Annotated in this window: 25 protein-coding genes; 12 read left to right on the forward strand and 13 right to left on the reverse strand. The window is 70.4% G+C overall.

Annotated features, from left to right (window positions below; genetic code table 11):
* Positions 1 to 10: 10 nt before the first annotated feature.
* Together ACAV_RS22295 and ACAV_RS22300 are read left to right on the forward strand one after the other, a co-directional pair.
* Entirely contained in the window at positions 11 to 1,021 is a 1,011-nt protein-coding gene (locus ACAV_RS22295; protein WP_013596832.1) for an L-threonylcarbamoyladenylate synthase, read from the forward strand.
* A 96-nt stretch (positions 1,022 to 1,117) separates the two neighbouring features.
* Positions 1,118 to 2,068, forward strand: a complete 951-nt coding sequence (locus tag ACAV_RS22300; RefSeq protein ID WP_013596833.1) for an SGNH/GDSL hydrolase family protein — start codon at positions 1,118 to 1,120, stop codon at positions 2,066 to 2,068.
* A gap of 109 nt (positions 2,069 to 2,177) precedes the next feature.
* Here the strand turns inward: ACAV_RS22300 and ACAV_RS22305 are convergent, their stop codons facing one another.
* The 3 genes from ACAV_RS22305 to dacB form a co-directional block, all read right to left on the reverse strand.
* Positions 2,178 to 2,870: an OmpW/AlkL family protein gene (locus ACAV_RS22305; RefSeq protein ID WP_013596834.1), complete on the reverse strand. Its 693-nt coding sequence runs from the start codon at positions 2,868 to 2,870 to the stop codon at positions 2,178 to 2,180.
* A 20-nt stretch (positions 2,871 to 2,890) separates the two neighbouring features.
* Positions 2,891 to 3,985: an SGNH/GDSL hydrolase family protein gene (locus tag ACAV_RS22310; protein WP_174270311.1), complete on the reverse strand. Its 1,095-nt coding sequence runs from the start codon at positions 3,983 to 3,985 to the stop codon at positions 2,891 to 2,893.
* Positions 3,986 to 4,230: 245 nt separating this feature from the next.
* On the reverse strand, positions 4,231 to 5,688 hold the full coding sequence (gene dacB / locus ACAV_RS22315; RefSeq protein WP_013596836.1) for a D-alanyl-D-alanine carboxypeptidase/D-alanyl-D-alanine endopeptidase: 1,458 nt from the start codon (positions 5,686 to 5,688) through the stop codon (positions 4,231 to 4,233).
* Between the two features lie 201 nt (positions 5,689 to 5,889).
* Here dacB and tsaB point away from each other — a divergent pair, with 201 nt between their 5' ends.
* The 4 genes from tsaB (at position 5,890) to corA (ending at position 9,137) form a co-directional block, all read left to right on the forward strand.
* Positions 5,890 to 6,672, forward strand: coding sequence for a tRNA (adenosine(37)-N6)-threonylcarbamoyltransferase complex dimerization subunit type 1 TsaB (tsaB, locus tag ACAV_RS22320; protein WP_013596837.1), 783 nt, complete (start codon positions 5,890 to 5,892; stop codon positions 6,670 to 6,672).
* On the forward strand, positions 6,669 to 7,142 hold the full coding sequence (gene rimI, locus ACAV_RS22325; RefSeq protein ID WP_013596838.1) for a ribosomal protein S18-alanine N-acetyltransferase: 474 nt from the start codon (positions 6,669 to 6,671) through the stop codon (positions 7,140 to 7,142). Before tsaB ends, rimI begins: the two co-directional genes overlap by 4 nt.
* A complete protein-coding gene (locus tag ACAV_RS22330) occupies positions 7,139 to 7,942 on the forward strand; it encodes a uracil-DNA glycosylase family protein (RefSeq protein ID WP_013596839.1) in 804 nt (267 codons plus the stop codon). The genes rimI and ACAV_RS22330 overlap by 4 nt, the downstream gene beginning before the upstream one ends.
* A gap of 208 nt (positions 7,943 to 8,150) precedes the next feature.
* Complete coding sequence (gene corA, locus ACAV_RS22335; RefSeq protein WP_013596840.1) at positions 8,151 to 9,137, forward strand: magnesium/cobalt transporter CorA; 987 nt, start codon at positions 8,151 to 8,153, stop codon at positions 9,135 to 9,137.
* 6 nt (positions 9,138 to 9,143) lie between these two features.
* Here corA and ACAV_RS22340 read toward each other — a convergent pair whose 3' ends face one another.
* The 6 genes from ACAV_RS22340 to ACAV_RS22365 all read right to left on the reverse strand — a co-directional run bounded on the left by ACAV_RS22340 (position 9,144) and on the right by ACAV_RS22365 (position 15,949).
* A complete protein-coding gene (locus tag ACAV_RS22340) occupies positions 9,144 to 9,899 on the reverse strand; it encodes a 5'-methylthioadenosine/adenosylhomocysteine nucleosidase (RefSeq protein ID WP_013596841.1) in 756 nt (251 codons plus the stop codon).
* A 50-nt stretch (positions 9,900 to 9,949) separates the two neighbouring features.
* Positions 9,950 to 11,635: a long-chain-fatty-acid--CoA ligase gene (locus ACAV_RS22345; RefSeq protein ID WP_013596842.1), complete on the reverse strand. Its 1,686-nt coding sequence runs from the start codon at positions 11,633 to 11,635 to the stop codon at positions 9,950 to 9,952.
* A gap of 81 nt (positions 11,636 to 11,716) precedes the next feature.
* Positions 11,717 to 12,544: a hypothetical protein gene (locus ACAV_RS22350; RefSeq protein WP_244875501.1), complete on the reverse strand. Its 828-nt coding sequence runs from the start codon at positions 12,542 to 12,544 to the stop codon at positions 11,717 to 11,719.
* 130 nt (positions 12,545 to 12,674) lie between these two features.
* Positions 12,675 to 13,739, reverse strand: coding sequence for a class II fructose-bisphosphate aldolase (gene fba, locus ACAV_RS22355; protein ID WP_013596844.1), 1,065 nt, complete (start codon positions 13,737 to 13,739; stop codon positions 12,675 to 12,677).
* A 117-nt stretch (positions 13,740 to 13,856) separates the two neighbouring features.
* Positions 13,857 to 15,242: a histidine kinase dimerization/phospho-acceptor domain-containing protein gene (locus tag ACAV_RS22360; RefSeq protein WP_013596845.1), complete on the reverse strand. Its 1,386-nt coding sequence runs from the start codon at positions 15,240 to 15,242 to the stop codon at positions 13,857 to 13,859.
* Between the two features lie 8 nt (positions 15,243 to 15,250).
* Positions 15,251 to 15,949 (reverse strand): response regulator, encoded by a 699-nt coding sequence (locus tag ACAV_RS22365; RefSeq protein ID WP_013596846.1) that lies wholly within the window; start codon positions 15,947 to 15,949, stop codon positions 15,251 to 15,253.
* Positions 15,950 to 16,041: 92 nt separating this feature from the next.
* Between ACAV_RS22365 and ACAV_RS22370 the strand changes: the two genes are divergently transcribed.
* Both ACAV_RS22370 and ACAV_RS22375 read left to right on the forward strand, forming a co-directional pair.
* Positions 16,042 to 16,824: a phosphatase PAP2 family protein gene (locus ACAV_RS22370; protein ID WP_013596847.1), complete on the forward strand. Its 783-nt coding sequence runs from the start codon at positions 16,042 to 16,044 to the stop codon at positions 16,822 to 16,824.
* Complete coding sequence (locus ACAV_RS22375) at positions 16,811 to 17,401, forward strand: phosphatase PAP2 family protein (RefSeq protein WP_049791288.1); 591 nt, start codon at positions 16,811 to 16,813, stop codon at positions 17,399 to 17,401. Before ACAV_RS22370 ends, ACAV_RS22375 begins: the two co-directional genes overlap by 14 nt.
* On the opposite strand, the gene pyk is transcribed toward ACAV_RS22375, so the two are convergent.
* From pyk to ACAV_RS22390, 3 genes are all read right to left on the reverse strand, one after another.
* The gene (pyk, locus tag ACAV_RS22380) at positions 17,334 to 18,770 is read right to left on the reverse strand and encodes a pyruvate kinase (protein WP_013596849.1); all 1,437 of its coding nucleotides are present in this window, start codon (positions 18,768 to 18,770) and stop codon (positions 17,334 to 17,336) included. The two genes, ACAV_RS22375 and pyk, sit on opposite strands and share 68 nt — an antisense overlap.
* Positions 18,771 to 18,837: 67 nt before the next feature.
* Positions 18,838 to 20,394, reverse strand: a complete 1,557-nt coding sequence (locus tag ACAV_RS22385; RefSeq protein ID WP_013596850.1) for an ATP-binding protein — start codon at positions 20,392 to 20,394, stop codon at positions 18,838 to 18,840.
* Positions 20,391 to 21,137 (reverse strand): response regulator, encoded by a 747-nt coding sequence (locus tag ACAV_RS22390; protein WP_013596851.1) that lies wholly within the window; start codon positions 21,135 to 21,137, stop codon positions 20,391 to 20,393. The genes ACAV_RS22385 and ACAV_RS22390 overlap by 4 nt, the downstream gene beginning before the upstream one ends.
* Before the next feature lie 180 nt (positions 21,138 to 21,317).
* Between ACAV_RS22390 and ACAV_RS22395 the strand changes: the two genes are divergently transcribed.
* From ACAV_RS22395 to azu, 4 genes are read left to right on the forward strand one after another with little or no spacing between them, the layout of a single operon-like run.
* Positions 21,318 to 22,505: an ABC transporter substrate-binding protein gene (locus ACAV_RS22395; RefSeq protein WP_013596852.1), complete on the forward strand. Its 1,188-nt coding sequence runs from the start codon at positions 21,318 to 21,320 to the stop codon at positions 22,503 to 22,505.
* Positions 22,502 to 23,602 carry a FecCD family ABC transporter permease gene (locus ACAV_RS22400; RefSeq protein WP_013596853.1) on the forward strand — a complete coding sequence of 367 codons (1,101 nt, stop codon included), beginning with the start codon at positions 22,502 to 22,504 and terminating at the stop codon, positions 23,600 to 23,602. The genes ACAV_RS22395 and ACAV_RS22400 overlap by 4 nt, the downstream gene beginning before the upstream one ends.
* The gene (locus tag ACAV_RS22405; protein WP_013596854.1) at positions 23,599 to 24,399 is read left to right on the forward strand and encodes an ABC transporter ATP-binding protein; all 801 of its coding nucleotides are present in this window, start codon (positions 23,599 to 23,601) and stop codon (positions 24,397 to 24,399) included. The genes ACAV_RS22400 and ACAV_RS22405 overlap by 4 nt, the downstream gene beginning before the upstream one ends.
* 50 nt (positions 24,400 to 24,449) lie before the next feature.
* A complete protein-coding gene (gene azu, locus ACAV_RS22410) occupies positions 24,450 to 24,971 on the forward strand; it encodes an azurin (RefSeq protein ID WP_013596855.1) in 522 nt (173 codons plus the stop codon).
* 41 nt (positions 24,972 to 25,012) lie between these two features.
* On the opposite strand, the gene ACAV_RS22415 is transcribed toward azu, so the two are convergent.
* Positions 25,013 to 26,404 carry an aminopeptidase P N-terminal domain-containing protein gene (locus ACAV_RS22415; RefSeq protein ID WP_013596856.1) on the reverse strand — a complete coding sequence of 464 codons (1,392 nt, stop codon included), beginning with the start codon at positions 26,402 to 26,404 and terminating at the stop codon, positions 25,013 to 25,015.
* Positions 26,405 to 26,435 lie beyond the last annotated feature (31 nt).

Genomic DNA, 26,435 nt, shown 5'->3' on the forward strand with positions numbered 1-26,435 from the left:
GCCCGCCGACATGATCCTCGACGGCCGGCTCCCCTCCTCCATCGATGCGGCAGCCCGGGCGCTGCGGGCCGGCCAACTGCTGGGCCTGCCCACGGAAACGGTGTACGGGCTGGCAGCGGATGCCGCCAGCGATGCAGCGGTGGCGCAGATTTTCGAAGCCAAGGGCCGCCCGAGCGACCATCCGCTGATCGTGCACGTGGCGGGATCCGAAGGCATACCGCACTTCGCCGCCTCCATTCCGGCCTTCGCCGAGGCCCTGGTACGGGCCTTCTGGCCCGGGCCCCTGACGTTGATCCTTCCGCGCCTGCCGGACAGGGCCGCCGCGGCGGCCGGCGGCCAGGACAGCGTGGGCCTGCGCTGCCCGGCGCACCCGGTGGCGCAGGCCGTGCTCAAGGCCTGCGCATCGGACGACCCGGCCCTGGGCGGCCAGCCGGTGCATGGCGTGGCGGCGCCCAGCGCCAACCGCTTCGGCAGGGTGAGCCCCACCACCGCGCAGCATGTGCAGGGCGAGTTCGGGGACGGCCTGCTGGTCCTCGACGGAGGACCGTGCACGGTGGGCATCGAATCGACCATCATCGACTGCACGCGCGGCGTGCCGGTGCTGCTGCGCCCCGGAGCGATCACCCGCGCCGAGATCGCCGCGGCCTGCGGACTCGTCCCCCTTTCGAAGGAAGAGCTGCCGTCGCACACGCCCCGGGCATCCGGCACGCTGGAAGCGCACTATGCGCCCAGTGCCAAGGTACGGCTCATGGACGCCAAGGCCCTGCGGGCCGGGCTGGAGCTGCTGGGTGCCGACGCGCGCCACCTGGCGGTGTACGCACGCGCCCCTCTCCGTTCGCCATCGTCCGGCGTGGTGCTGCGCCGCATGCCGGAAGCTGCCGCAGCCGCGGCCCAGGAACTTTTCGCGGCCCTGCGGGACTTCGATGACGCGGGTGTAAAACTCATCTGGGTGGAAACACCGCCGGAGACACCGGACTGGGAGGGCGTGAGGGACCGCCTGCAGCGGGCTGCCGCCGCCTGAACCGCATTCACCGCGACGCCTCGGCGACACGCCCGGTTGCAAAGCCTTACAGCGCCAGTCGTTACACTCTTGCTCAATTTTTCTGGAGAACAACATATGGCAGCAAATTGGATGCGCCGCTCCTTCCTGATCGCCGCCTGTGCATCGGCGGCGCTCGTGGCAGCCTGCGGTTCCAGCACCACGGAGTCGGCACTCTCGCCCGATCGCATCATCACCTTCGGCGATGCCTTCACCGACGTCGGCCAGAACGGTGCCCTCTATACCGTGAACGACAGCTCCACCAACAACTGGACGCTGCAGATCGCCAACAATTACGGAGGCACGCTCAGGCCATCCTCGGCGGGCGGCACGGCCTACGCCCAGGGCAACGCCCGGGTGACTGCCTCCACCGATGCCGCGGGTGGCTCGGCGCCTTCCATCACCCAGCAGATCACCACGTTCCTGGCATCCAATACGCTGGGCGACAGCAACCTCGTGCTCATGAACGGCGGCATCAGCGACCTCGTCGCCGGCATGACGGCCGTGAATGCCGGCACGATGACGAATGACCAGTTCCTCGCGGCGGCAGCCACTGCCGGCAGCGATCTGGCCGCCCAGGTGCGCCGCCTGTCGAACGCGGGCGCCAAGCACGTCGTGGTGATCGGCACCTACGACCTCGGCAAGAGCCCCTGGGCCGTGGCGCTGGGCCAGCAGAGCCTGCTGAGCACCGCGAGCACGCGGTTCAACCAGTCCCTGCTCGTGAACATCGAGGACCTGGGCAAGACCGTGCTGTACGTGGACCTGGAGTACTACGGCAACCTGTTCACCGGCTCCCCGAGCGGCTACAACTTCACCAACACGGACACTCCCGTGTGCACGTCGGTCGCCTCGGGCAACGACATCGGCATCGGCACGGGCCAGGTGAGCTCCCTGCGCTGCAATGCATCCACCCTGGTGAGCGGCGCGGACCAGAACCGCTACGTGTTCGCCGACAGCATCTACATGACGCCGTCCGCCCACCGCCAGTTCGGCACCTACGCCTACGACCGCCTGCGCGCCCGCTGGTGATGTGCCCTGCCGCAGCACCGGCCCTCGCCGGTGCGGCCCTCCTCCATCGGAGCGTCAAGTAAAAAGCCGACCTGGGGGTCGGCTTTTTCATGCGCCATCGCTTCGAGGTTCAGAACCGGTAGCCGATGCCCACGGCGAAGACGTTGGGATTCAGGCGAATGTCGATGGTCTGGCCGCTGGACAGATGCGTCTTGGTCTTCAGGAAGCTCTTGTAGTAGGCCGCATCGACGAACCACTTGTCGTTGATGTTCCAGACGAAGCCGATCTGCGGCGTGATGCCCCACTTGTCGTCGATGGAGGCCGTGGTGGGGTTGGCAGGCGTGCCGCCCGTGAGGCCGTTCAGCGTGGCGGTGGTGCGCTCCTTGAAGAACTTGGCATAGGTCACGCCCAGCCCCACGTAGGGGCGGAAAGCGGACTTCGCCTCGCCGAAGCGGTACTGCGCGAACACGGTGGCGGGAAGCACCTTGGTCTCGCCGACCTTGCCCACGCCGTCGATGGCCCCGGCGCCCCGGAATTCATGCTTGAACGGCATGCCGAAAGGCACGTCCACCGCCCAGTTGTCGGTCACCATGTAATTGATGCCGCCCGTGAACGCGGTATCCGAGCCCACGTCCACCTGGGTGTTGGGGAAGGCCGGGGCGGACAGGTTGCCGCTCTTGACCTGGGGCGAGATGTGCGTGGCACCCAGGCGCACGCTCCAGGTGCCCGCGACCTGCGCAGACGCGCCGGAGGAGGCGAGCAGCACCAGTGCGCCAGCGGCCAGCGCGGCGGAGGAAGGAAGGGATGAGAGGAATCGAGCCATGGCGAATACTCCTGTCCGCTTCAGAGCCAGCCCGCCTGGGCGAGCGAACGTGCCACCAGCTGGCCGATCAGCTGATGCCCGTAGGGGGTGGGGTGGAAGCTGTCGGCGAAGCCGTAGCTCTTCCACCAGTCTGCGCCGCCGGTGGCGCCCGCAGGCGGAGTGGTCGCCGAGAGGGCGGCCGCAGTGCAGGTGGGGAAGTTGTAGGTAGGCAGTCCGTCGCTGTCCGTGCCCGCGACCGGGCAGGCCGGGGTGGTGACGTTGGTCAGCTGGTACTGGGAGGGGTTGACGGCCTGGTCCTTGAAGTTGCTGTAGAAGTCCACCACCGCCACGCGGCTGTCCCCGCTCAGCGAGGCACCGAGCTTGGCGTTGAAGGCCTGCACCCAGCCGTCGAACACCGCGGCAGCCTGGGTGGCCGCGGCGGAACCATTGGCGGCGGCGACGCCGGCCAGCACGAAGCGGAAGCGCGGCGTGAGCGTGACGCCCGGAGCGTTGAGCACGGCGACCCGCTTGGCGCCCTTGTCCAGGACGTTGGAGCGGATGGTGGCCGCGAACTGCGTGGCCACTGCCTGCATGTACAGGCCGCCCACCTGGGCGAGGCCGGTGGCGCCGCCCGCGAAGGCGCTGGAAACGGTGGCCGCGTCGAGTTGCGTGAGCAGCAGCGTGCGGTAGGCGGCACCACCGTCGCGGGGCACGCGCAGGTAGGCGCCGATGATGTCCGCGGCGTCATTGCCGCCGCCGTCGATCAGCACCAGATCGCCGTCGGCGAACCCGGCCGAGCCGGCATCCTTGATCTGCTGGAGGATCGAGGTGGGCGCATTGGGCGCCGTGGGGTTGTTGATGCGGCCGCCGGCAACAGCGTAGTTGGTGCAGCTGGCGCTGGTGTTGAAGCTGGAGCCGTTGAAGAGGTAGTGGGCGCACAGCGTCTGGTTGTAGTTGGACGCGACGCGGTCGGGCCAGATCTGCGAGGAACCTGCACCCGTGGCTGCCGTGCCCTGCACGGTGAACTTGAAGCCGAAGGTGCCGCTGTCTGCCAGGCTGTCGCCCATGACCTTCACGGACGTCACCGGCGCCGCCGGCGTGGTGTCGGAACCGCCGCCGCCGCAGGCCGCGAGCATGCAGGCGGCGGCCACCACGGACCAGGACGCTCTGTTGTAGATGGTTTTAGAGATCACGTTTGCTCCGTCTGGATTGGGAAAAAAAGCACGATCGTGCACTTTGCCGGAACCTATCGTAATCCCGCACGCACGCCTTGCAGGGCAGGGGAACTACCGATACCGCATGCCTGGGCAACGGGACGCCGGGCTCGGCAATAAACATGGTATCGCGTTCCGCACTGCGGATTTGCATTTTTCGTGTGGGCTCAGCGCTCCGACGCGGCCCAGTCCACCAGAGCTTCCATGGCCGGGCGGGCCGCCGCGGCGTTGGGATGGTTGGCCAGCGCCACGACCACGTAGCGGCGCCCTCCCGCTCCGTGCACGATGCCGGCGAGCGCGGAAACGTCGCGCAGCGTGCCGGTCTTGAGGTGCGCGGCACGGGCTGCGCGGCCCATCGCGGAGCGGCGCAGGGTGCCGTCCGTTCCAGCGATGGGCAGGGAAGACAGCAGTTCCGGCATGACCGGCGAGGCCCATGCGGCCTGCAGCATGCGCGCGAGCGACGCCGCGCTCACGCGCGCCTCGCGGCTCAGGCCCGCGCCGTTGTCCAGCACGGGCGGTTCGGCCCCCGGCACGCGCTGGCGCCACCACTGGGCCACCGCGTTGCGCGCGCCGTCGAAGGTGGCCGTGCCGTTCTTCTGCAGCGCGATGGTCAGAAATAGCTGCTGCGTCATCACGTTGTTGCTGTATTTGTTGATGGCACGCACCGTTTCGGCCAGGGGCGGCGACGACACGGTGAACGATGGCGCGAGCCCCGCCGGCACCCGCCCCTCCCGCACGCTGCCGGTGAGCTTGCCGCCCAGTTCGCGCCACATGCCTTCCACGGCACGGGCCGCGAAGCCCTGTGGATCGGGTGGCGCGACAGACCAGGCGCGTTCGCCACAGGCCGCAGGGAACACGCCCTGGAAGGCGACGCTGCCCGCGGCATCGCCTGCCGCCGCCTCCGGCCGCAGCGCCGCGCGCCAGTCGCCGCACTCCGTGCCCGGCGCCGAGAGCGGCACCGTGGAGGGCCAGGGTGCCCCGGCCATCGGCGGCTCGGCCACCACGCGCGCCAGCCCGGCCGCCACGTCGGGCACGAAGGTGAGCGTGACCGATTTGAAATTGACCAGCAGCGCATCCGGCGAGGCGTTGTAGGGGCGCAGCGGCTCGCCGTCGAACTGCCCGGCGTCATGGGCCGGCAGGTCGAAGGCGGAGCGATCGAGCACGATGTCGCCGACGATGACCTGCACGCCCTGCGCCTGCAGGCGCCGCAGCATCAGCCAGAGCCGCTCCATCACCAGCTGCGGGTCGCCCACGCCCTTGATGTACACATTGCCGCGCAGGCTGCCGCCCTGCGGCCTGGCGTCCAGATAGACCGGGGTGTCCCAGGTGTAGGCCGGCCCCAGCAGTTCCAGCGCGGCATAGGTGGTGACGAGCTTCATCACCGATGCCGGATTCATGGACTCCTGCGCGCGCCAGGACAGGCGTGGCGGCTGGCGGCCGTCGGCATCGGCCACCACGAAGGCGACGGCATCGGCGGGCACCTTGGCGCGCTGCAGGGCGGCCTCCACCGCTGCCGGCAGGGCGGTATCTGCCACGCGGACCGCCGCTGCGGGGCGTGCGGCGGCCTGAAGGGCCTTTTGCGACTGGGCGATCGCCAGGGGCGCAAAAAGGCCCCAGCAGGCCATGCAGGCCCCCAGGGCCAGCAGGCGGCCCCGGGGAGCGGAGGAAGGTCGGCGGGACGGAGAAAGGGTCTGTGCGGGCATGGTCCGGAAGTCTAGCGATCCCCCTGGCGCATCCTCGCCCGGGGCGCAGCGCGGATAATCCCCCTTCTTGCACGCCCCACCCGCCCGGCACCGCGGCCGCGGTGCCGCCGCCCCCATCGCACCATGCACCTGCTCGCCTTCGACACCAGCACCGACACCCTGTCCATCGCCGTCCAGCGGAAGGCGGCGGACGGTGGGCCGGCGCGCCTCTGGCAGCGCAGCGCTCCGGGCGGGGCCCATGCGTCGGCCGGCCTGCTGCCGGCGATCCGGGAGTTGCTGGCGGAGGCCGGGCTATCGTTCGATACGCTGGACGCCATCGTCTTCGGCCGCGGGCCCGGTTCCTTCACCGGATTGCGCACGGCCTGCGCCGTGGCCCAGGGCCTGGCATTCGGGGCCCGCGGCGGTGCAGGCGTGCCCGTGCTGCCGGTGGACACCCTGCTCGCGGTGGCCGAAGAAGCCCGCGCCGCCCACGGCTGCACGCAGGTGGTGGCAGTGCTCGACGCGCGGATGGACGAGGTCTATGCGGCACGCTACACATGGCATGCGCAAGGAGGATGGCAGGGAACGGACGGCGACGCCTTCGGCCTCTGCGCCCCGGAGGCCGTGCAGGTGCCGGAAGGCCACGCCGTGGCCGGCAATGCCCGCGCCGCCTACGGAGAGCGCCTCGCGCCCGGAACACCCGCCGCGGCGCATGTGGCCGCCCTGCCCACGGCCGCAGCCCTGCTGCGCCTGGCGCCCGCGCTGCTGGCCGCCGGCCAGGCGATGCCGGCTTCGGGCGCGCTGCCGCGCTACGTCCGCGACAAGGTGGCGCAGACCACGGCCGAGCGGGCCGCGGCCCGCGAGGCGGCATCCGTTGCCGGCAACCCATCCAGCGCCACGGGCGCAGGCGCCTCCCCGCAGCCATGAGCGCCCATCTCCCTGACCCGGACGAAGTCCGCTTCGAGCCGCTCACGCCCGACCGCCTGGACGCATTGCTGGAGATCGAGCGGCAGGCTTACTCGCACCCGTGGACGCGCGGCAATTTCACGGACGCGCTGGCAGCGGGCTACGAAGCGCCGCTGCTGGTGGCCGGCAACGGGGAGCTGATCGGCTATTTCGTGGCCATGCGCGGCGTGGACGAAGTCCACCTGCTCAACCTCACCGTCGCTCCCGCCCACCAGCGCCAGGGCTGGGCACGCGTGCTGCTCGACGCGCTCGTGCTCTGGGCACGTGGCCAGCGGGCCCAGTGGCTCTGGCTGGAGGTGCGCGTGAGCAACCAGCGCGCCCGCGACATTTACCTGGCCCACGGCTTCCGCACCGTGGGGGAGCGCAAGCGCTACTACCCCGCGGCGGACGGGGGCCGCGAAGACGCCATCGTGATGAGCCGACCCCTATGAGCCTCGACCTCGACGCCCGCCAGCGCGCCATGCTGGCCGAAATGGGCATCACCGTATGGGCGCCGGCACCCGTGGCACCCGCTGCGGTACAGGCAGCCCCGGCACCGGCCGCGCAGCCGGCCGCACCGGTCCGTGCAGCCGCAGTCCAGGGCCCGCCTGCTGCCGGGGATGCAGGTGTCCGGCAGGCACCCACGCCAGCCGCGCCGCGGCCCGCCGCCCCCGCGCAGCATGCCCCGGCAGCGCCCGCCGCCGGGGCGCGCATGCCGGAGTCCTCCGGGCCCGTGCTGCGGCTCCATGCACCGCAGTCTCTCTATCCGCAGGCCGACCCCGCCGCCACGCCCACCGAGCTCGGCAGCGGCTGGCTCGTGGTCGGGGAAAGCCTGTCGCCGGACGCTCCCTTGTCCGGGGACGCCGGCAAGCTGCTGGACAACATGTTGCGCGCGATGCGGCTGCACCGCCATCCGCGCACGCATTTTTCCGCCGTGGAACGGGCCGACGCCGGGACGGCGGAAGGGCCGGGGAACGCCGCCGGATCGCTGCAGGCCGCCATTGCCACGCTGCGGCCGGCGATGGTGCTGGTGCTGGGCCTGCCGGCCGCCCGCGCCGTGCTGGGCAGCCGCGAGCCGCTCGGCCGGCTACGCGCCACGACGCACCAACTGCCGGACGGCACGCCCGCAGTCGTCACCTACGACCCGGCCTATCTGCTGCGCGCGCCCGAAGCCAAGGCCGCCGCCTGGGCCGACCTGTGCCGGGCGCTCGCCCACGTGCGGGCGGCATCGTCTCCCGCGGCCCCGGCCTGATACACGGCCGTCATGCGGCCGTCACACGGCCACTCTTGCGCAATGCGATAATTCGCAGCTTGCTTTTTTGGAGAAAGCTCCGTGGAAACCTACCCCAGTCGGTAGCTTTCAACTCCCGGCACGCCCAGGGCCTTCGGGGGGTTGAAAGCACCTCCCCCGCACCCCTTCGCCAACGGCGCCACAGCGCCAACCCACCGGGAACGAGCCCATGCTCAACATCTTCACGCTCGCCAACGGCCGCCTCGTCCAGGAAGAGATCGAATCCCTGGAAGACCTCGCTCGCTTCCAGCCGATCTGGGTGGACCTGGAATCGCCCACGCTCGAGGAAAAGCGCTGGATCAAGCAGCACTACGGCCTGCAGATCCCTGCAGACGCGATGGACGAGGACATCGAGGAATCCGCCCGCTTCTACGAGGAAGACAACGGCGAGCTGCACATCCGCAGCGACTTCCTGATCGATGACGAGGACAACCCCCGCTCGGTGCGCGTGGCCTTCATCCTCAACCTGGTCAACGACACGCTCAAGAGCAAGGGCGTGCTGTTCTCCATCCACGACGAGGACCTGCCCGTCTTCCGGCTGCTGCGCATGCGCGCGCGCCGGGCGCCGGGCCTGATCGAGGATGCCAAGGAAGTGCTGCTCAAGCTGTTCGACCTGGACGCGGAATACTCCGCCGACACGCTCGAGGGCATCTACGACGAGCTCAAGGAAGTGAGCACCCAGGTGCTGGCGGGCGACGTGACGGATGCGCGCGCCGGCGAGGTGCTGGCAGCCATCGCGCGCCAGGAGGACCTGAACGGCCGCATCCGCCGCAACGTGATGGACACGCGCCGCGCCGTGAGCTTCATGATGCGCAGCAAGATGCTGAACGCCGAGCAGTTCGAGGATGCGCGGCAGATCCTGCGCGACATCGAGTCGCTGGACAACCACACGGCGTTCCTGTTCGACAAGATCAACTTCCTGATGGACGCCACGGTCGGCTTCATCAACATCAACCAGAACAAGATCATCAAGATCTTCTCGGTGGCGAGCGTCGCGCTGCTGCCGCCCACGCTCATCGCGAGCGTGTACGGGATGAACTTCCAGTTCATGCCGGAACTGCAGTGGAGCTATGGCTACGCCTACGGCATCGCGCTGATGGTGGCGAGCGCGGTGGGGCCCATGTGGTATTTCCGCAAGCGGGGGTGGCTGAAGTAACCCCCCTCACACCATCCGCAGGAAGCGGCGGATGATGTGGTCCGCGTAGCGCGCGGCCACGGTCTCCACGAAGCGGGCGAAGTCCACGTGGGCGGTGTCGTCGGCGCGGTCGGAGATGGTGCGCACGGCGGCGAAGGGAAGCCGATAGTCCGCGCAGACCTGGGCGACCGCGGCGCCTTCCATCTCGACGGCCAGCACGTCGTGGTCCTCGGCGCGCAATGCGTCACACAGGGCTTTGGCACCGTCCGCGGTGGAGACGAACAGGTCGCCGCTGGCGACGAGGCCGGTGTGGCGGCAGGGTGCGCGGGCGGTGCCTTCCATGGCGCCTGCCTGCGTGCCCAGATCCTGCAGGCAGCCGTCCACCGCCGCCGAGAGCAGGCCGGCCAGGTGCGGGTCGCACGCCAGCCGGGCGCGGCCGTAGCCGGGCAGTTCCCAGCGAGGGAACAGGGGCGATGCGTCCATGTCGTGCTGCAGGTAGTCGTGCGCGACCACCACGTCGCCCACCTGCACGCCGTCCCCCAGGCCGCCCGCCACGCCCGTGAACACGATGCGCGCGGCGCCGAAGCGCTCGACGAGCGCCGTGGCAGTGGTGGCCGCGGCTACCTTGCCGATGCCGGACAGGGCCAGCACCACGTCCTGCCCTTCCAGCGTGCCGCAGAAGAACGTCCTGCCGGCGTGCACGACACGTTCAGGCGCCTGCAGGGCAAAAGAGAGGCCGGCCTGCTCTTCGGGCAGGGCGCTGAGGATGGCGGTTCGGGGCATGGTGGAAAAGCCGGCGGCACTTCGCCGCCGGCCGCTGGGCGAGTGGCCCGTCAGGCCTTCTTGCTGTCGCGCAGTTCGCGGCGCAGGATCTTGCCCACGGGCGTCTTGGGCAGCGATTCGCGGAATTCGATCACGCGCGGCTGCTTGTAGCCGGTGAGGTTGGATTTGCAGAACTCGCGCACGTGGGCTTCGGTCAGTTCCGGGTCCTTCCGGACGATGACGAGCTTCACGGCCTCGCCGGTCTTCTCGTCGGGCACGCCCACCACGGCGCATTCCATCACGCCCGGCAGTGCGGCCACCACGTCCTCCACTTCGTTCGGGTAGACGTTGAAGCCGCTGACCAGCACCATGTCCTTCTTGCGGTCCACGATCTTGAAGAAGCCGCGCTCGTCCATGGTGCCGATGTCGCCGGTCTTGAAGTACCCGTCCTCGGTCATGACCTTGGCCGTCTCGTCGGGGCGCTGCCAGTAGCCGGCCATGACCTGCGGGCCGTGGATGACGATCTCGCCGGCGCGGCCAGGTTCTGTCACCGTGCGGCCTTCGTCGTCGATGAGCTTCATGCGCGTGCTGGGCAGGGGGACGCCGATGGTGCCGGTGTATTCCTTCGTGGTGACAGGATTGCAGCTCGCCGATGGGCTGGTCTCCGACAGCCCGTAGCCCTCGCAGATGGGGCAGCCGGTCTTCTCGAGCCACAGGCGCGCCACCGCGCCCTGCACGGCCATGCCGCCGCCGACGGACACCTTGAGGTTCTTCCAGTCCACCGTGTTGAAGTCCGGGTGGTTGGCCAGGCCGTTGAAGAGCGTGTTCACGGCCGGGAAGCTGTGGAAGGTGTGGTTGGAGAGTTCCTTGAGCACCGCGGCGAGGTCGCGCGGGTTGGGGATCAGGATGGTCTTGGCGCCGGTGCGCATGGCCAGCATCATGTTCGCGGTGAACGCGAAGATATGGTAGAGCGGCAGCGCGCAGACGCTCGCGGGCTGCACGCCCTCCGGGATCCTGCGCATCGCGGGCTCGTTCCAGGCCTCCGACTGCAGCACGTTGGCGATCAGGTTGCGATGCAGCAGCACAGCCCCCTTCGACACCCCGGTGGTGCCGCCCGTGTACTGCAGCAGCGCGACATCGTCGGGCCGCAGGTCTGGCTTCTGCAGGGCGCCGCGCGCGCCCTTGGCGACCGCGTCGTTGAAGCGCACGGCGCCCGGCAGCGAAAAGGCCGGCACCAGCTTCTTGACCTTGCGCACCACATAGTTCACGAGCAGGCCCTTAAGCAGGCCCAGTTGGTCGCCCATGGCGCACAGCACCACGTGCTGCACCTGCGTCGCGCCGATGCAGGCCTGCAGCGTGGCGGCGAAGTTCTCGACGATGATGATCGCCTTCGCGCCCGAGTCCTTGAGCTGGTGCTCGAGTTCGCGCGGCGTGTAGAGCGGGTTCACGTTCACGGCCACGAAGCCCGCGCGCAGGATGGCCGTGACGGCGACCGGGTACTGCGGCACGTTGGGCATCATGACAGCCACGCGGTCGCCGCGCGCGAGACCCAGGCCCTGCAGGTAGGCGGCCAGGTGGCGGCTCTGCACTTCGGTCTGGGCGAAGCTGATGTCCTTGCCCATGAAACTGTAGGCCGTGCGGTCCGCGTGCTTCTGGAAGGCCTCCTCCATCAGGGCGACGAGCGACGGGTACTGCGTCGGGTCGATGTCGGCCGGCACCCCTTCAGGATACGCGGCAAGCCACGGACGGTCGTTCATGCTGTATGTCTCCAGAACCTGCTGTTACAAAGAAACCCGCATTCTCGGGGTACCGGCCCCGGGTGCGTGTCTGGGCTTACCCTAGCGCCCGCCCACCGGGGGCTGAGGCCCGGGGTCGGCCGGGCCATCACTGGGCCGGGGGAGTAGCGGGGGGAACTGCGGGGAAATCGCGGACGGGATGGGGAACGGCGGAAAGACCATCCGTCCGTCCATCATCGACACGCTCAGGCGCGCCGCGTCGGCAAGCTTCTCGCTCCAGCGGAAGGCAGGCCGCCCGGCCACGAGGAACTCGTCGTTGGTGTGGGTGACGGGCCGCAGCAGGCTCTGGGCCGCGACCACGTCCACCGAGATGAAGCCGCCGCCGTTGTTCGCGTAGCGGTACATCACGTGCGAATAGGGCACGCCGGGGGCCAGGCGCTGCTCCGCCATCCACCGGGACACGCCGGGGCGGCTGAGCGCAAGGTAGTTGCCCGTATCGGCGCGGCGGCGGTAGCGCAGGCAATCGGCACGGGCCGGGCTGCCGCGGGTGCGGTCCTCCACGAACACGCCGTCCTGCTGCGGGCAGGGCAGCGTCCACAGCGTGGTGTCGCGCGGGTAGTTGGTGGCGTTGGTCTGCACGAAGACCAGGGCCAGGAGCGGACGGTCCTTGCCGGGACCGCGCAGGCCCATGACGGTGGTCTCCATCGGCAGGTCGTCGGCCGTGTCGTCGGGCAGCACGTCCACGACCGTCTGCTTGCCGCGCTGCAGCACCTCCCAGTCGCCCGGAGGCAGTTCGACCTGGGCCCGGCCGACGTGCGGCAGCGATGGCTGCACAGGAGCGCAGGCGGCGAGGGAGAGCAGGACGGCCCCGGCGAGGGGAAGGCACAGGCCCGCACGCGCGGGCAGAAACGACAGGGGCGGCTTTTTCACGGAACTGGGCGCCTCGAAAGGAATGCGGAAGAATCCCGCGGACATCCGGGCGGGCGGCGGCGATGTACGCGACCCGGCCGGAAGGCGGGGTCCGAGCTTAACCCGAACCCGCCACCCCGCTCCCGGTGCGTCAGTTCACCACCTGCGCCAGCGCGCCGGAGGCGTACAGGCCGGCCATCTCCTGCAGGGTGCGGCCCTTGATTTTCGCGCCCTGGCCTTCGCAGCCGAACTCGATGTAGCGCTGCTTGCAGATCTGCTTGGCGGCTTCGCGGGCGGGCTTGAGCCACTCGCGGGCATCGAACTTGTCGGGGTTCTCGGCGAGGAACTTGCGCACGGCGCCCGTCATCGCCAGGCGGATGTCGGTGTCGATGTTGATCTTGCGCACGCCGTACTTGATGGCTTCCTGGATTTCCTTCACGGGCACGCCGTAGGTTTCCTTCATCTTGCCGCCGTACTGGTTGATGATGGCCAGCAGTTCCTGCGGCACGGAGGACGAACCGTGCATCACCAGGTGGGTGTTGGGGATGCGGGCGTGGATTTCCTTGACGCGGCTGATGGCCAGGATGTCGCCCGTGGGCGGGCGGCTGAACTTGTAGGCGCCGTGGCTGGTGCCGATGGCGATGGCCAGCGCGTCGAGCTGGGTGGCCTTCACGAACTGGGCGGCCTCTTCGGGATCGGTCAGCATCTGGCTGTGGTCCAGCTTGCCCTCGGCGCCGATGCCGTCTTCCTCGCCGGCATCGCCGGTTTCCAGGTTGCCCAGGCAGCCCAGTTCGCCTTCCACCGTCGCGCCGACCTTGTGGGCCATGGCCACGACCTTCTGCGTGACATCGACGTTGTAGTCGAACGAGGACGGCGTCTTGCCGTCGGACATCAGGGAGCCGTCCATCATCACCGAGCCGAAGCCCAGGCCCAGCGCGCCCTGGCATACCTCGGGGCTGGTGCCGTGGTCCTGGTGCATCACCAGGGGAATGTGGGGGTACATCTCGGCGGCAGCCTGGATGAGGTGCTTGATGAAGGGCTCGCCGGCATATTTGCGGGCCCCGGCGCTGGCCTGGAGGATCACCGGGGCACCGACCTCGTCGGCCGCCGACATCACCGCCTGCACCTGCTCCAGGTTGTTGACGTTGAAGGCGGGGATGCCGTAGAGGTTTTCAGCGGCATGGTCGAGCATTTCGCGCATCGAGACGAGTGGCATGGGGTGGTTCCATTCAAGGGTGGGGATGGAGCGCCCGGACCGTGTGCAGGACACGGGCGGGGCCGGAGCATTGTCGGTGGCGCCCGGCGGCGGTAACCGCTTCGTAACCGGCACATTTTAGCCGGGGGTCCCAGTCCCCGGGGCCGTCCGCAGTTCCACCCGGTAACACGTGGTGAAAGGCGCGGGCGCAGGCTCCTCGCCGAAACGCCCTCCATGCGCCTCGGCCACCCGGACGATGATTTCGTGCCCGAGGTGCAGGCTGTCCACCGGCGCCCGCACGGCCGGCCCCTCCGGCCCGCCCGGCAGCGCGCGCCGGCCGTCGTCGCACACCTGCAGCCACGCTCCGCCCCCCACCGCGGAGCCGGCCTGGATCTCCACCCGCGTCCCGGCGGGCGTATGGCGCAGCGCGTTCTCCACGAGGTTGCGCACCGCCATCTCCAGCAAGACGGCATTGCCGCGCACCGCCACGGGGCCGTCCGCGGCCACGCCCAGGGCGGATCCGTGCTGCCAGGCCGCCTGGGCGTAATCCGCGGCCACGCTGCGCGCCAGCTCCGCCAGATCGACCTCGGCCTCCAGCTCATGCAGCCGGGTGCGGCTGGCCCGCGCCAGGGCGAGCAGCTGGTTGAGCACATGGCCGGCGCGCAGCGCGTCCTGGCCGATGCGGGCCAGCGCCTCGGCCTGGGCCGGGCCTTCCAGGCCGCCATCCAGCGCACGGGCCTGCAGTACGATGGACGACAGGGGCGTGCGCAACTCGTGCGCCACTTCGTTGGCCAGGCGGCGCTCCCGAACGAGCGCGGCCTGCTGCCGGTCGAGCAGCGTGTTGATGGAGGCCACTACGGATTCGAATTCGCGCAGCGTGCCCCCGGTGGGCAGGCGCCCGGCGCCGGCCACGTCCAGCGCCGCCACCTCCTCCGACAGGGTGTAGAGCGGCCGCAGGCCGCGCCGCACCGCGAAACCCAGCACGAGCATCACCACCGGCAGCAGCCACAGGCCGGGCTGCACCATCTGCGCGGCGATGTCTTCGGCGAGATCGTCGCGCTCTTCCAGGTCGAGCAGCACGGCCACCTTGCGCGAGCGCGTGCCGTCCCACTGGGAGAAACTGCGCCACGGCGTGGATTGCTTGCCCAGGTGCAGGGTGGCGAACCCTTCGGGGACGTCGAAAGGCGGCAGCGGGGCGTCGCCGCTGTGCGAGAGCAGGTGGCCGGACGCGTCCCACTGCACCACATTGAGCGACTGCTGGTAGTCGTGCGCCCGCAGCCACGGCGTCGGTGCGCGCCGCGTGGCCTCTTCGGGGGTGACCGTCTCGCCGGGCCGCAGGTTGAGCAGCAGGGCCGCCACGCTGGCCAGGTGGCCGTCGGTCAGTTCGTCGGCTTCCTCGATGCCCGTGAGATAGGCCATGCCGACGAAGGTGGCCCACACCACCAGGAGCACGCCCAGCGTCCAGAGCAGCAGGCGCCGGGTGAGCGAGGGAATATGGGCGGAAGCCAGTGTCGAGGCAGCCATGGATGCCGTCACTCCCAGGGTACGAAATAGCCGACGCCGCGCATGGTCTGGATGCGCTCGCTGCCGAGCTTCTTGCGCAGGTGGTGGATGTGGACCTCGATGGCATTGCTTTCCACTCCGCTCTGCCAGTTGTAGAGGCGCTCCTCGATCTGCTGGCGCGACAGCACGCGCCCGCGGGCATCGAGCAGCACGAGCAGCACGGAGAACTCGCGGGGCGACATCTCCACCAGCTGGCCGGCGCGCCGCACGGTGCGTGCCGCCGGATCCAGTTCGATGTCGTGCACGCGGATCACCGGGGAGGCCCGGCCGGCAGCGCGGCGCAGCAGGGCCCGCAGGCGGGCCTCCAGTTCATCCACGTCGAAGGGCTTGGCGAGGTAGTCGTCCGCGCCCTGGTCCAGGCCCGCGATGCGCTGGTGGACCTGGTCGCGTGCCGTGAGGATCAGCACCGGTGTGGCCGGATCCGGCAACCGCAGCGGCTGGGCACCCGGCGGCGCCTCGGGGGCGCCGCGCAGGCGGGTGAGCAACTCCCCTCCATCGCCGTCGGGCAGCCCGAGGTCCAGCAGCACGGCATCGAACCGCTCGGACCGCAGCGCACTCCAGGCCGCGGCCACGCTGCTGCAGATGTCCACGGCATAGCCCCGCTGCTGCAGATTGTTCCGCAGGCCGGCGGCGATGCCGGCATCGTCTTCGACTACGAGGATTCTCATGCCGCCATTGTGGCCCCCCCGGGACGCCGCGGCCGACCGGGGCGCGGGGTTATTAAGACGGCGTTAATCGGCGCCCCCTAACGTCGCGGCCCATGCATCCAACGACTTCCGCCGATTCCCTTCCGGCCCTGGCCCCGCGGACCGGCTCCGCCCCGGTCCGGTTCGCGGCCTCGCCTTTCTTCTGGACATTGGCCAGCCTGTGCCTGCTGGCCGCCTGGGACGCCACGCCGTTCGACATGGCGCTGGCGCATGTCTTCGGCAATGCCGGAGGGTTTCCCCTGCGCGACGACTGGGTCTTCGTCTCGGTGATGCACGAGGGCGCGCGGCGCGCAGGCTGGGTGATCATGGTGCTGCTGGCCGCGACGGTGTGGTGGCCCGTGGGCTGGCTGCGCCGGGTGCCCACCGCTGGCCGGCTGCAGATGGCGGTCAGCGCGCTGCTCGCCCTGGCCGTGATCTCCGTGTTCAAGCGGGCCAGCGCCACCAGTTGCCCCTGGGACCTGGCCGAGTTCGGCGGCGTGGCGCGGTACGTGTCGCACTGGTCGCACGGCCTCTTCGACGGGGGCAGCGGCCATTGCTTCCCCGCCGGTCATGCCGCGGCCGGCTTTGCCTTCCTGGGCGGCCATTTCGTGCTGCGCCGCCACCTGCCGCGCGCCGCGCGGTGGTGGCTGGCCGCATCGCTCGCCGCGGGCTTCGTGCTGGGTTTCGCTCAGCAGGCGCGGGGCGCGCACTTCATGAGCCACACCCTGTGGACCGGCTGGCTCTGCTGGACCACGGGATGGGCCTGCGACCTGGCCATGGCAGCGCTGCGCCGCTTCCATCCGCAGCCCGACAGCCTCCTGCCCACGGAAAGCAATGCTCCCCATGCCAGCCCTTGACCTTCCCCTGTTCCTCGCGCTGAATGCGACCGCCGCGACGCCGCAGGCCATCATCGCCACGGCCCGCTGGCTGTCGCAGGACCTGCCGGTGTTCGCTGGACTGATGCTGCTGCTCGAACTCGCGCGGGGGCTGCCTTCCACGCGGCGGGCCGTCGTCATGGCACTGCTGTCGATGCTGATCGCCTGGTGCACGGTGCGCGTTTTCCGGTCCCTGGTGCCGATTCCCCGCCCGGCAGAACTGGGGCTGGGCATGCAGTGGATCGAACAAGGCGCGCGCCCAGGTTTTCCCAGCATGCATGCGGCGGCGGCGTTCGCCCTGGCGCGCGGACTGATGACGGGCCTGGGCCGGGGAACTCCCGCCGCCTGGCGGTGGCTGGCCTACGGCCTGGCCGCCGCGGTGGCCTGGAGCCGCGTCTGCCTGGGCGTGCACATGCCCTCGGACGTGGTCGCTGGCGCCCTGGCGGGCCTTGCCAGCGCATGGCTGGCCCGCCAGGTGCTGCGGACCTGGATCAGCCGGCGCGGCAGATCTTCAGCATATTGGTTCCGCCGGGTGCGCCCATCGGCTCTCCGCAGGTGATCACGTAGAGGTCGCCCTGCTGCACGATGTTGCGGCTCTTGAGGTGGCTCTCGGCCTGCTCCAGCGCCGTGTCGCGGTCCACGCTGGTATCCATGAGCAGGGGCCGCACGTTGCGGTACATGGCCATCTTGCGCTGCGTGGCGACCTTGGGCGTGAGCGCGTAGATCGGGATGTGGATGCGGTGGCGGCTCATCCAGAGCGCCGTGGAACCGCTGTCCGTCAGGGCCACGAGGGCCTTGGCGCCCAGGTGGTGGGCGGTGAAGAGCGCCCCCATGGCAATGGACTGGTCGATGCGGCCCAGCGTCTGCCCCGTGAAATCCGAATCGCGCTCGGGGTCTTCGGCAGCCTCGGCAGCGGCACAGATCTTGGCCATTTCCTCGACCGTCTCCAGCGGATAGCGGCCAGCGGCCGTCTCGGCGCTGAGCATCACGGCGTCGGTGCCGTCGAGCACCGCGTTGGCCACATCGCTCACCTCGGCGCGCGTGGGCACCGGGTTGGTGATCATGCTCTCCATCATCTGCGTGGCGGTGATGACGACCTTATCCATGTCGCGCGCCATGCGGATCATCTTCTTCTGCAGCGCGGGCACGGCGGCATTGCCCACCTCCACGGCCAGGTCGCCGCGAGCCACCATGATGCCGTCGGACACGCGCAGGATCTCCTCCAGCCGCGGAACGGCCTCGGCGCGCTCGATCTTCGCGATCAGGCCCGGCTTGTGGCGGAACTCGGCGGCGGCCACGTTGCAGAGCTGGCGCGCCATTTCCATGTCGGTGGCGTTCTTGGGAAAGCTGACGGCCACGTAGTCGGCCTGGAAGCTCATGGCGGTCTTGATGTCCTCCATGTCCTTGGCGGTGAGTGCCGGCGCCGTGAGGCCCCCGCCCTGCTTGTTGATGCCCTTGTTGTTCGACAGCTCGCCGCCCACGCGCACGGTGGTGTGGACCTGTTCGCCGCGCACCGCGTTCACGTTCAGCACGATGAGCCCGTCGTTGAGCAACAGGATGTCGCCGGGCTTCACGTCGCGCGGCAACTCCTTGTAGTCCAGGCCCACGCCGGCCCCGTCGCCCAGCTCGGTGCGCGAAGCATCGAGCACGAACGGCGCGCCGGGCTCCAGCCACACCTTGCCCTCGGCGAACTTGCCCACGCGGATCTTGGGGCCCTGCAGGTCCGCCATGATCGCCACCTCGCGGCCCGCGCGCTGGGCCGCGGCGCGCACCTTCTCGGCGCGGTCGATGTGATCCTGCGCCGTGCCGTGGCTGAAGTTGAGCCGCACCACGTTCACGCCCATGGCGATCATGCGCTCCAGCAGGACCGGATCGCTCGACGCGGGCCCCAGGGTGGCGACGATCTTGGTGGCTCGGCGGATGCGCATGGGGGTAGTCTCCTGTAGGAATGGGCGAACGGAATGTAATCGGGTTTCAATTTTGCATGAAAACCGGTTACAGCGCTTCGAGGGAGACCCCGGGGGCCGGGCCGTTGCCCGCGCCGGATGCCGTCCGGGGCAGGACGAGGCGCGCGTCCAGGCCACCTTCGGGCCGGTTGGCCAGCTCCAGCCGCCCGCCATGGGCGCGCGCCACCATGTCGGCGATCGACAGGCCGAGGCCGAACCCGCCCGACGCCGCATTGCGCGACCCCTCTGCGCGGTAGAACGGCTCCAGCACGTGCGGCAGGTGCGCGGGGGCTATGCCCGGGCCGCCGTCGCGCACGGTGATGGCCAGCTCCCGCGCCGTGTCCTCGATCTGCACCTGGACGCTGCCGGCGTAGCGCAAGGCGTTCTCCAGCAGGTTCTGCAGGCAGCGGCGCAGGCTCTGCGCATAGCCCGGCAACGGCGCATGCGCCATGCCATGCACCGGGATGGCCTGCCCCGTGGATTCGTGCAAGTCCTGCACCAGGCTGCCCACCAGGGCATCGATGTCCACGCTCTGGCGCGGGCCTGGGGTGCCGGCGCCGCGCAGCACGTCGAGCGTGGCGGACACCATGCTTTCCATCTCCTGCAGATCGGCGCGGAACTTCGCGCGCAGCGCGTCGGACTCCAGCATTTCGGTGCGCAGGCGCAGCCGCGTGATCGGCGAGCGCAGATCGTGCGAGACGGCGGCCAGGAAGCGCGTGCGCTCGGCCACGCCGTCTGCGATGCGCCGCTGCATGGCGTTGAAGGCCTGCGCGGCCTGGCGCACTTCGCGCGGACCGCTGGTGTCGAGCGGCGGGCTTTGCAGGTCGCGACCCAGCGCGTCGGCCGCGCGGGCCATGCGTGCCAGCGGCCGCATGGCGATGCGCACGGCCACCAGCGCCACGGCCACCACCACCGCGATGCGCAGCAGGTAGATGCGCAGCACGTAGTCCGCCAGCGCCGAGTAAGGCCGCACGGCGTAGCCCGATTCGCCTTCGCGCGCCCGCACCTGCAGCCACTGGCCGGCGCCCAGGCCAAGCAACAGGTGCACATGCGCCTCGGGCTCGCGCGCCGTCAGCAGCGCGCCGGTGCCGGTGCCCTGCCCGCCATCGCCGCGCAACTCCACCGACAACAGGCGCAGCGGCACCGGCGCGCCGGCCCGCCGGTCCAGCACGTCGGCCACCATCCGGCGCGCGGTGGCGTCGGGGACGGCATCCGGCGGCACCTGAGCGGCGGCCAGCAGGGCTGCGTCCCCGTCATCGACCAGCGAGATTCCATGGTCCACCGAGGCCAGCGTGCGTACCGCCGCCCCGCGCGCCTCTGGCGGCAGCGACGCCAGCAGCGTGAACGCGTCGGCCGCGCGCGCTGCCACCACGCGCAACGGCACCTCCAGCAGCTGGCCGCGCCGCATGTCCCACCAGATGGTGCCGGTGAGCGCCTGGGCGGCCAGCATGCCCGCCACCAGGATCGCGACGATGCGCCCGGTGAGTGTCTGCGGCCAGAGTGCGCGGACCAGGTACTGCCACAGGCGGCGCAGCCGGCCCGACTGCAGCGGGGCCGGCGGGACGGTCGCGCCGCGATGGTCCGGGCTGCCGGGGTTGCCACTCATGGCAGCGGCTGCGCCACCACGTCGCAGGCCAGCTGGTAGCCCGCGTTGCGCACGGTGCGGATCAGGCGCGCCTGGCGCGGGTCGTCTTCCAGGTGCTGGCGCAGGCGGCTCACGCACACGTCCACGGCGCGGTCGAGCGCCGAGCGCTCCTTGCCGAAGGCATGCTCGGCCAAGTAGTCGCGGCTGAGCGTGCGGCGGGGGTTCTGCGCAAGCGCCTGCATCACCCGGAAGTCCGACTGCGCCAGCGCCACCACCACGCCGGCAGGCGAGACGAGCTGGCGCTCCCGCGCATCCAGGCACCAGCCGGCAAAGCGCAGCGTGGCCGCCATTTCGGGCTCGTGCAGGTGCGCGGGCACCTGGCGCGCACGGCGCAGCACCACGTTGATGCGCGCCAGCAACTCGCGCGGATCGAAGGGCTTGGGCAGGTAGTCGTCGGCGCCCATCTCCAGGCCCAGGATGCGGTCAAGCAGCGCCCCGCGCGCCGTGAGCATGACCACCGGGATGTGCGTGCACTCGCGCAGCGCGCGGCACAGCGCCAGGCCGTCGGTGCCGGGCAGCATCAGGTCGAGCACCACGAGGTCGGCCGTGTGCCGCGCCAGCCACTGCCACATCGCCTCGCCGTCGGCCACCGCCGCGGGCCGCAGGCCGGCCGCGCGCAGGTAATCGCACAGCAGCTCGCGGATCTCGGGGTCGTCGTCCACGACAAGGATGCGCGCCCCCTCGGAGCCCGCCGGCGCGCTCATGCCGGCCCGCCCCCGGTGAGGATTTGTAATGGAATATGTTGGGCGCCCGCCCTGCAACATGGCATTGCATCCGGGCGCCGGGCCGGGGCCCGATCGGTCGATTGCCTCACTAGAGTGCACCGTTTTCAATAAGAACGATTTGCATTCTAAGCAAGCAGACCGCGCGATGCGGCCCGTGCCATGACGTCTTCGTCCATCTCCATCTTCTCTTCCCCAATCCTTCGCCGCGCCCTGCTGCGCGCCTGCACCGCCGGCGCATTCTGTGCCGCCCTGTGCCTTCCCGCCATCGCCGCGCCCGCGCGCACCGTCGTCGATATCGTCGGCCGCACGGTCGCCATTCCCGACAAGGTCGAGCGCATCCTGCTGGGCGAAGGCCGCTTCCTGTACGCCCTGGCGCTCATCGAAGGCGACCAGCCGCTGGCGCGCATCGCCGGCTGGCAGGGCGAACTGCCCTTCGCAGATCCCAACGGCTATGCGGACTACCGCCGGCGCTTCCCGGCCATCGACCGCATTCCAGTGATCGGGCGCACCTCCGAAGACAGCGTGAGCTCGGAGCAGAGCGTTTCCACCCGCCCCGACATCGCGATCTTCGGCCTGGGCGGCCACGGCCCCGGGCGCCAGAGCGGGCTGGTGAAGGAGCTGGAGAAAGCCGGGGTGCCGGTGGTGTTCATCGACTTCCGCGCACAGCCGGTGCAGCACACGCCGGCCAGCATGCGCATCCTGGGGCGGGCCATCCACCGCGAAGAGGCCGCCGAAGCCTATGCGCGCTTCTACGAAGAGCACCTGCAGCGCGTGCGATCGCGCGTGCAGTCCATTCCGCCCGCCCAGCGCCCGCGCGTCTTCGCAGAGTTGCTGGCCGGCGTGTGGGACGGCTGCTGCCACACGGTGGGCCAGGGCAACATGGCCGAGTTCATCGACGCCGCGGGCGGCGTGAACGTGGCCGCCGGCAAGGTGCCCGGGGCCATCGGCGACCTGCACTTCGAAGCGCTGATCGCGGAAGACCCCGCGGTCTACATCGCCACCGGCAGCCGCCCGCAGGGCAACCGGTTGATGCTCAAGGCCGGCGCCGGCATCGCGCCGGCCGACCTGTCGGCCAGCCTGCAGGCGCTCACGGCGCGCCAGGGTTTCGAGGTGCTCTCCGCCGTGCGCCAGGGCCGCGCCCACGGCCTGTGGCACAACTTCTACGACGCGCCCACCAACATCCTGGCCATCGAGGCGATGGCCCGGTGGTTCCATCCCGACCGCTTCGCCGACATCGATCCGCAGGCCACGCAGGACGAGATCAACCGTCGTTTCCTGAAAGCCCTGCCGCTGCAAGGCGCCTATTGGGGTGATCTGCAGCCGGCCGCCAGCGGAGCGCCCCGATGACCACCGCCGCAGACCGGATCAACCCCGCGCTGCCGCTGCCGTCCCGCCCCGCCACACCGCAGACGCCTTTGCAGCAGGCCTACCGGCGGCTGGCCGGGCTGCGCCTGCTGGTGCTGGCGGCGCTGGCGGCCGGCATCGCGGCCGCGCTGCTGCTGGACTTCACGACCGGGCCGTCGGGACTGTCCCTCGCGCAGTTGGGCGAGACGCTGCTGGACGCGGCCCACGCCACGCCGGCGCTGCGCGTGATCGTCTGGGACATCCGCATGCCCTACGCGCTGATGGCCGTGGCGGTGGGGCTGGCACTGGGCCTGGCCGGCGCGGAGATGCAGACCGTGCTCGCCAACCCGCTGGCCAGCCCGTTCACCCTGGGCCTGTCGTCGGCCGCGGCCTTCGGCGCGGCGCTGGCCATCGTGCTCGACTGGAGCCTGCCGGGCATTCCCGCGGCATGGGCCGTGCCCGCCAATGCCTTCCTGTTCGCGATGGCGTCGGCGCTGCTGCTCGACCTCGTGGCGCGCTGGGGCGGCATGAGCGCCACCGGCGTGGTGCTGTTCGGCATCGCCCTGGTGTTCAGCTTCAACGCGCTGGTGTCGCTGCTGCAGTTCGTCGCCACGGCCGAGGCGCTGCAGGGCCTGGTGTTCTGGACCATGGGCAGCCTCTCGCGTGCCACCTGGCCCAAGCTCGCGGTGCTGGCCCTGGCGCTGGCAGCGGTGGTGCCGTTCTCGCTGGCCAACGCCTGGCGCCTGACGGCCCTGCGGCTGGGCGAGGACCGCGCTGCGAGCTTCGGCGTGGACGTGCGCCGGCTGCGCCTCGGCGCGCTGCTGCGCATCAGCCTGCTGGCCGCGCTGTCGGTGGCATTTGTGGGCAGCATCGGCTTCATCGGCCTGGTGGCGCCGCACATCGCGCGCCGGCTGGTGGGCGACGACCACCGCTTCTATCTGCCGGCCGCCGCCCTCACGGGCGCGCTGGTGCTGTCGCTGGCCTCCGTCGCCTCCAAGACGCTGATCGGCGGCGTGGTCATTCCCGTGGGCATCGTCACCTCGCTGGTAGGCATTCCGTTCTTCCTCGCCATCGTGCTGCGCACCCGGGGGCGCGCATGAGTGCCGGGCTGCACATCGCGCACCTGGGCGTGGCCTACGGGCGCCGCCGCGTGATCGACGGCCTCACCGCCCCGGCGCTGCAGCCGGGCACGGTGACGGCGGTGCTCGGCCCCAACGGCAGCGGCAAATCCACGCTGCTGCGGGCCCTGGCGGGCCTGGTGCGCGCCGATGGCAGCGTGGCGCTGGAAGGGCAGGCGCTGGAGCGCGCCAGCCTGGCCGAACGCGCGCGCCGCATCGTCTACCTGCCCCAGGCACTGCCAGCGGCCGTGCACCTGCGCGTCATCGAATCGCTGCTGGCCGCGCGCAATGCATCGCCCCACGACACGCGCGCCGGCGACGGCCTGCGCGCCGAGGGGGCAGTGGAAGAAAGCGCCGAGCTGCTGCAGCGCCTGGGCATCGGCCACCTGGCCATGCGGCACCTGGACGAGCTCTCCGGCGGGCAGGCACAACTGGCGGGCCTCGCCCAGGCGCTGATCCGCCAGCCGCGCGTGCTGCTGCTCGACGAGCCGCTCTCCGCGCTCGACCTGAACCACCAGTTCCACGTCATGTCGCTGGTGCGCGAAGAGACCGTGCGCCACGGCATGGTCACGCTGGTGGTGCTGCACGACCTGGGCATCGCGCTGCGCCATGCCGACCGCGTGCTGGTATTGCGAGACGGCCAGCTGATGACCGACGGGCCTCCTGCAGAAGCCATCGATCCGGCCCTGCTGGCGCGCGTATATGGCGTGCAGGCGCGCGTGGAGCCGTGCTCGCGCGGGCTGCCACAGGTCATCGTGGACGGGCTCACCGCCGCCTGACAGGCGCGCACCACTCGCCCCCCTTTTTCCTTCACTTCTCAGGAGTCTCCATGTCCCATCCCTTTCCGGCCCACCCTGTGCTGAGCGGCCTCGCACTCACGGCCATCACCGCTTTCGCCGCGCTGGTGCACGCCCAGCCCGCCACGCATGCCGGCCATCCGCCTGCCGCGGCCAGCGCCGGCACCGCCTGCGAAGCCTCGATCGAAGGCCGGCCCGGCAAGCGCTTCAGCACGCAGGAAATCCGCGTGAGCCGCCGCTGCGAGAATTTCACGGTGCATCTGGTGCACACCGGCAGGAAGCCCTGGCAGGAAGCCGGCCACAACTGGGTGCTGGCGCGTTCGGCGGACATCGATGCCGTGATCGCCGACGGCCAGCGGGCCGGACCGGAGCGCGCCTGGGTACCGCGGGGCGATGCGCGCGTCATCGCGGCCACGCAGATGCTGTCGGGGGGCGAGCACGCCTCAGTCACCTTCCCGGTATCACGCCTGCGCACCGATGAACGCTACACCTACTACTGCTCGTTTCCCACGCACGCCGAACCCATGCGCGGCCAGCTCGTGCTGGTGGACTGACTGCGGCCCGAGGACACCTTCCGGCGCTGGACCGGCCGCGCTCACCCGCGCATCAGCGCCTCGATCTCATCCGCCTCCACCGGCACGCCGCGCGTGATCAGCTCGCAGCCGTCTCCGGTCACGATCGCATCGTCCTCGATGCGGATGCCGATGTGGTGGAACACCTCGGGCACGCCGGGTGCGGGGCGGATGTAGAGGCCCGGCTCGATGGTCAGCACCATGCCCGGGCGCAGGATGCGGCTGGGACGGTTGGTGATGGTCTCGCCCGACAGCGGGTCCTTGCGCTCGCTGCTGTCGCCCACTTCCGACGGCTCCACGTAGCTGCCGCAATCGTGCACGTCCATGCCCAGCCAGTGGCCCGTGCGGTGCATGTAGAACGGGAAATACGCGCGCTGCTCGATCACGTCCTGCGCGGAGCCGTACTTCGCTTTGTCGATCAGCCCCAGGTCCAGCAGGCCCTGCGACAGCACGGCCACGGTGGCGTCGTGCGGGTCGTTGAAGCGCGCGCCCGCCTTCGTGGCGGCCACGGCCGCATGCTGGCTCGCGAGCACGAGGTCGTACACGTCGCGCTGCGGCCCCGTGAAGCGGCCGTCGGCCGGGAAGGTGCGCGTGATGTCGCTGGCATAGCCATCGAGTTCGCAACCCGCATCGATCAGCACCAGTTCGCCCGCGCGCACGGGCGCCGCGTCGGCGCGGTAGTGCAGCACGCAGGCATTGGCACCGGCCGCGACGATGGAGTTGTATGCCACCGCCTGCGAGCCATGGCGGCGGAATTCGTGCAGCAGCTCGGCATCGAGGTGGTACTCGCGCACATCCTCGCCGGCACGCAGCATGCGCGCGCTGCACTGCATGGCGCGGATGTGGGCGCCTGCGCTGATGCGGGCGGCCCGGCGCATCACGTCCTGCTCGTGCGCGTCCTTCACGAGCCGCATCTCGTCGAGCAGCGTGCAGAGGTCGCCCTGCTGCGCCGGGCACAGCGCACCGAAACGCACGCGGGCGCGCACTTTCTGCAGCCAGCCATCCACCCGCGCCGCCAGGCCTTCGTGCGTGGCGAACGGGAACCACACCCGCTCGCGGTTCTCCAGCAGGCGCGGCAGCAGCGACTCGAGCTGCGCCGTCGAATGGGCGGCATCCACGCCCAGCGCCGCCACGGCAGCGTCGGGCCCCAGGCGGTAGCCGTCCCAGATCTCGCGCTCCAGGTCCTTGGGCTGGCAAAAGAGCGTGGAGCGCCCTTCCGCGGTGAGCACCAGCCAGGCCTGGGGTTCGGTGAATCCGGTGAGGTAGTAGAAGTAGCTGTCGTGCCGGTAGAGGTAATCGGTATCCCGGTTGCGCAGGTGCTCGGGCGCCGTGGGGATGATGGCGATGCCGCCCTCGCCCAGCAGGGAGGCGAGGTGGGCGCGGCGGCGGGCGTGGAGGGAGGAAAGGGCGGTCATGCGTGCATTGTCATGCCATCCGGAGACATGC

Origin of the sequence: Paracidovorax avenae ATCC 19860 (assembly GCF_000176855.2) — a bacterium.
Classification (GTDB): domain Bacteria; phylum Pseudomonadota; class Gammaproteobacteria; order Burkholderiales; family Burkholderiaceae_C; genus Paracidovorax; species Paracidovorax avenae.

Excerpts from the sequence above, each read along its gene's own strand:
- ACAV_RS22295 (WP_013596832.1), top strand. The coding sequence starts at position 11 with ATGATCCTCGACGGCCGGCTCCCCTCCTCCATCGATGCGGCAGCCCGG.
- ACAV_RS22300 (WP_013596833.1), top strand. The coding sequence starts at position 1,118 with ATGGCAGCAAATTGGATGCGCCGCTCCTTCCTGATCGCCGCCTGTGCA.
- ACAV_RS22305 (WP_013596834.1), bottom strand. The coding sequence starts at position 2,870 with ATGGCTCGATTCCTCTCATCCCTTCCTTCCTCCGCCGCGCTGGCCGCT.
- ACAV_RS22310 (WP_174270311.1), bottom strand. The coding sequence starts at position 3,985 with ATGCTCGCGGCCTGCGGCGGCGGCGGTTCCGACACCACGCCGGCGGCG.
- dacB (WP_013596836.1), bottom strand. The coding sequence starts at position 5,688 with ATGGCCTGCTGGGGCCTTTTTGCGCCCCTGGCGATCGCCCAGTCGCAA.
- tsaB (WP_013596837.1), top strand. The coding sequence starts at position 5,890 with ATGCACCTGCTCGCCTTCGACACCAGCACCGACACCCTGTCCATCGCC.
- rimI (WP_013596838.1), top strand. The coding sequence starts at position 6,669 with ATGAGCGCCCATCTCCCTGACCCGGACGAAGTCCGCTTCGAGCCGCTC.
- ACAV_RS22330 (WP_013596839.1), top strand. The coding sequence starts at position 7,139 with ATGAGCCTCGACCTCGACGCCCGCCAGCGCGCCATGCTGGCCGAAATG.
- corA (WP_013596840.1), top strand. The coding sequence starts at position 8,151 with ATGCTCAACATCTTCACGCTCGCCAACGGCCGCCTCGTCCAGGAAGAG.
- ACAV_RS22340 (WP_013596841.1), bottom strand. The coding sequence starts at position 9,899 with ATGCCCCGAACCGCCATCCTCAGCGCCCTGCCCGAAGAGCAGGCCGGC.
- ACAV_RS22345 (WP_013596842.1), bottom strand. The coding sequence starts at position 11,635 with ATGAACGACCGTCCGTGGCTTGCCGCGTATCCTGAAGGGGTGCCGGCC.
- fba (WP_013596844.1), bottom strand. The coding sequence starts at position 13,739 with ATGCCACTCGTCTCGATGCGCGAAATGCTCGACCATGCCGCTGAAAAC.
- ACAV_RS22360 (WP_013596845.1), bottom strand. The coding sequence starts at position 15,242 with ATGGCTGCCTCGACACTGGCTTCCGCCCATATTCCCTCGCTCACCCGG.
- ACAV_RS22365 (WP_013596846.1), bottom strand. The coding sequence starts at position 15,949 with ATGAGAATCCTCGTAGTCGAAGACGATGCCGGCATCGCCGCCGGCCTG.
- ACAV_RS22370 (WP_013596847.1), top strand. The coding sequence starts at position 16,042 with ATGCATCCAACGACTTCCGCCGATTCCCTTCCGGCCCTGGCCCCGCGG.
- ACAV_RS22375 (WP_049791288.1), top strand. The coding sequence starts at position 16,811 with ATGCCAGCCCTTGACCTTCCCCTGTTCCTCGCGCTGAATGCGACCGCC.
- pyk (WP_013596849.1), bottom strand. The coding sequence starts at position 18,770 with ATGCGCATCCGCCGAGCCACCAAGATCGTCGCCACCCTGGGGCCCGCG.
- ACAV_RS22385 (WP_013596850.1), bottom strand. The coding sequence starts at position 20,394 with ATGAGTGGCAACCCCGGCAGCCCGGACCATCGCGGCGCGACCGTCCCG.
- ACAV_RS22390 (WP_013596851.1), bottom strand. The coding sequence starts at position 21,137 with ATGAGCGCGCCGGCGGGCTCCGAGGGGGCGCGCATCCTTGTCGTGGAC.
- ACAV_RS22395 (WP_013596852.1), top strand. The coding sequence starts at position 21,318 with ATGACGTCTTCGTCCATCTCCATCTTCTCTTCCCCAATCCTTCGCCGC.
- ACAV_RS22400 (WP_013596853.1), top strand. The coding sequence starts at position 22,502 with ATGACCACCGCCGCAGACCGGATCAACCCCGCGCTGCCGCTGCCGTCC.
- ACAV_RS22405 (WP_013596854.1), top strand. The coding sequence starts at position 23,599 with ATGAGTGCCGGGCTGCACATCGCGCACCTGGGCGTGGCCTACGGGCGC.
- azu (WP_013596855.1), top strand. The coding sequence starts at position 24,450 with ATGTCCCATCCCTTTCCGGCCCACCCTGTGCTGAGCGGCCTCGCACTC.
- ACAV_RS22415 (WP_013596856.1), bottom strand. The coding sequence starts at position 26,404 with ATGACCGCCCTTTCCTCCCTCCACGCCCGCCGCCGCGCCCACCTCGCC.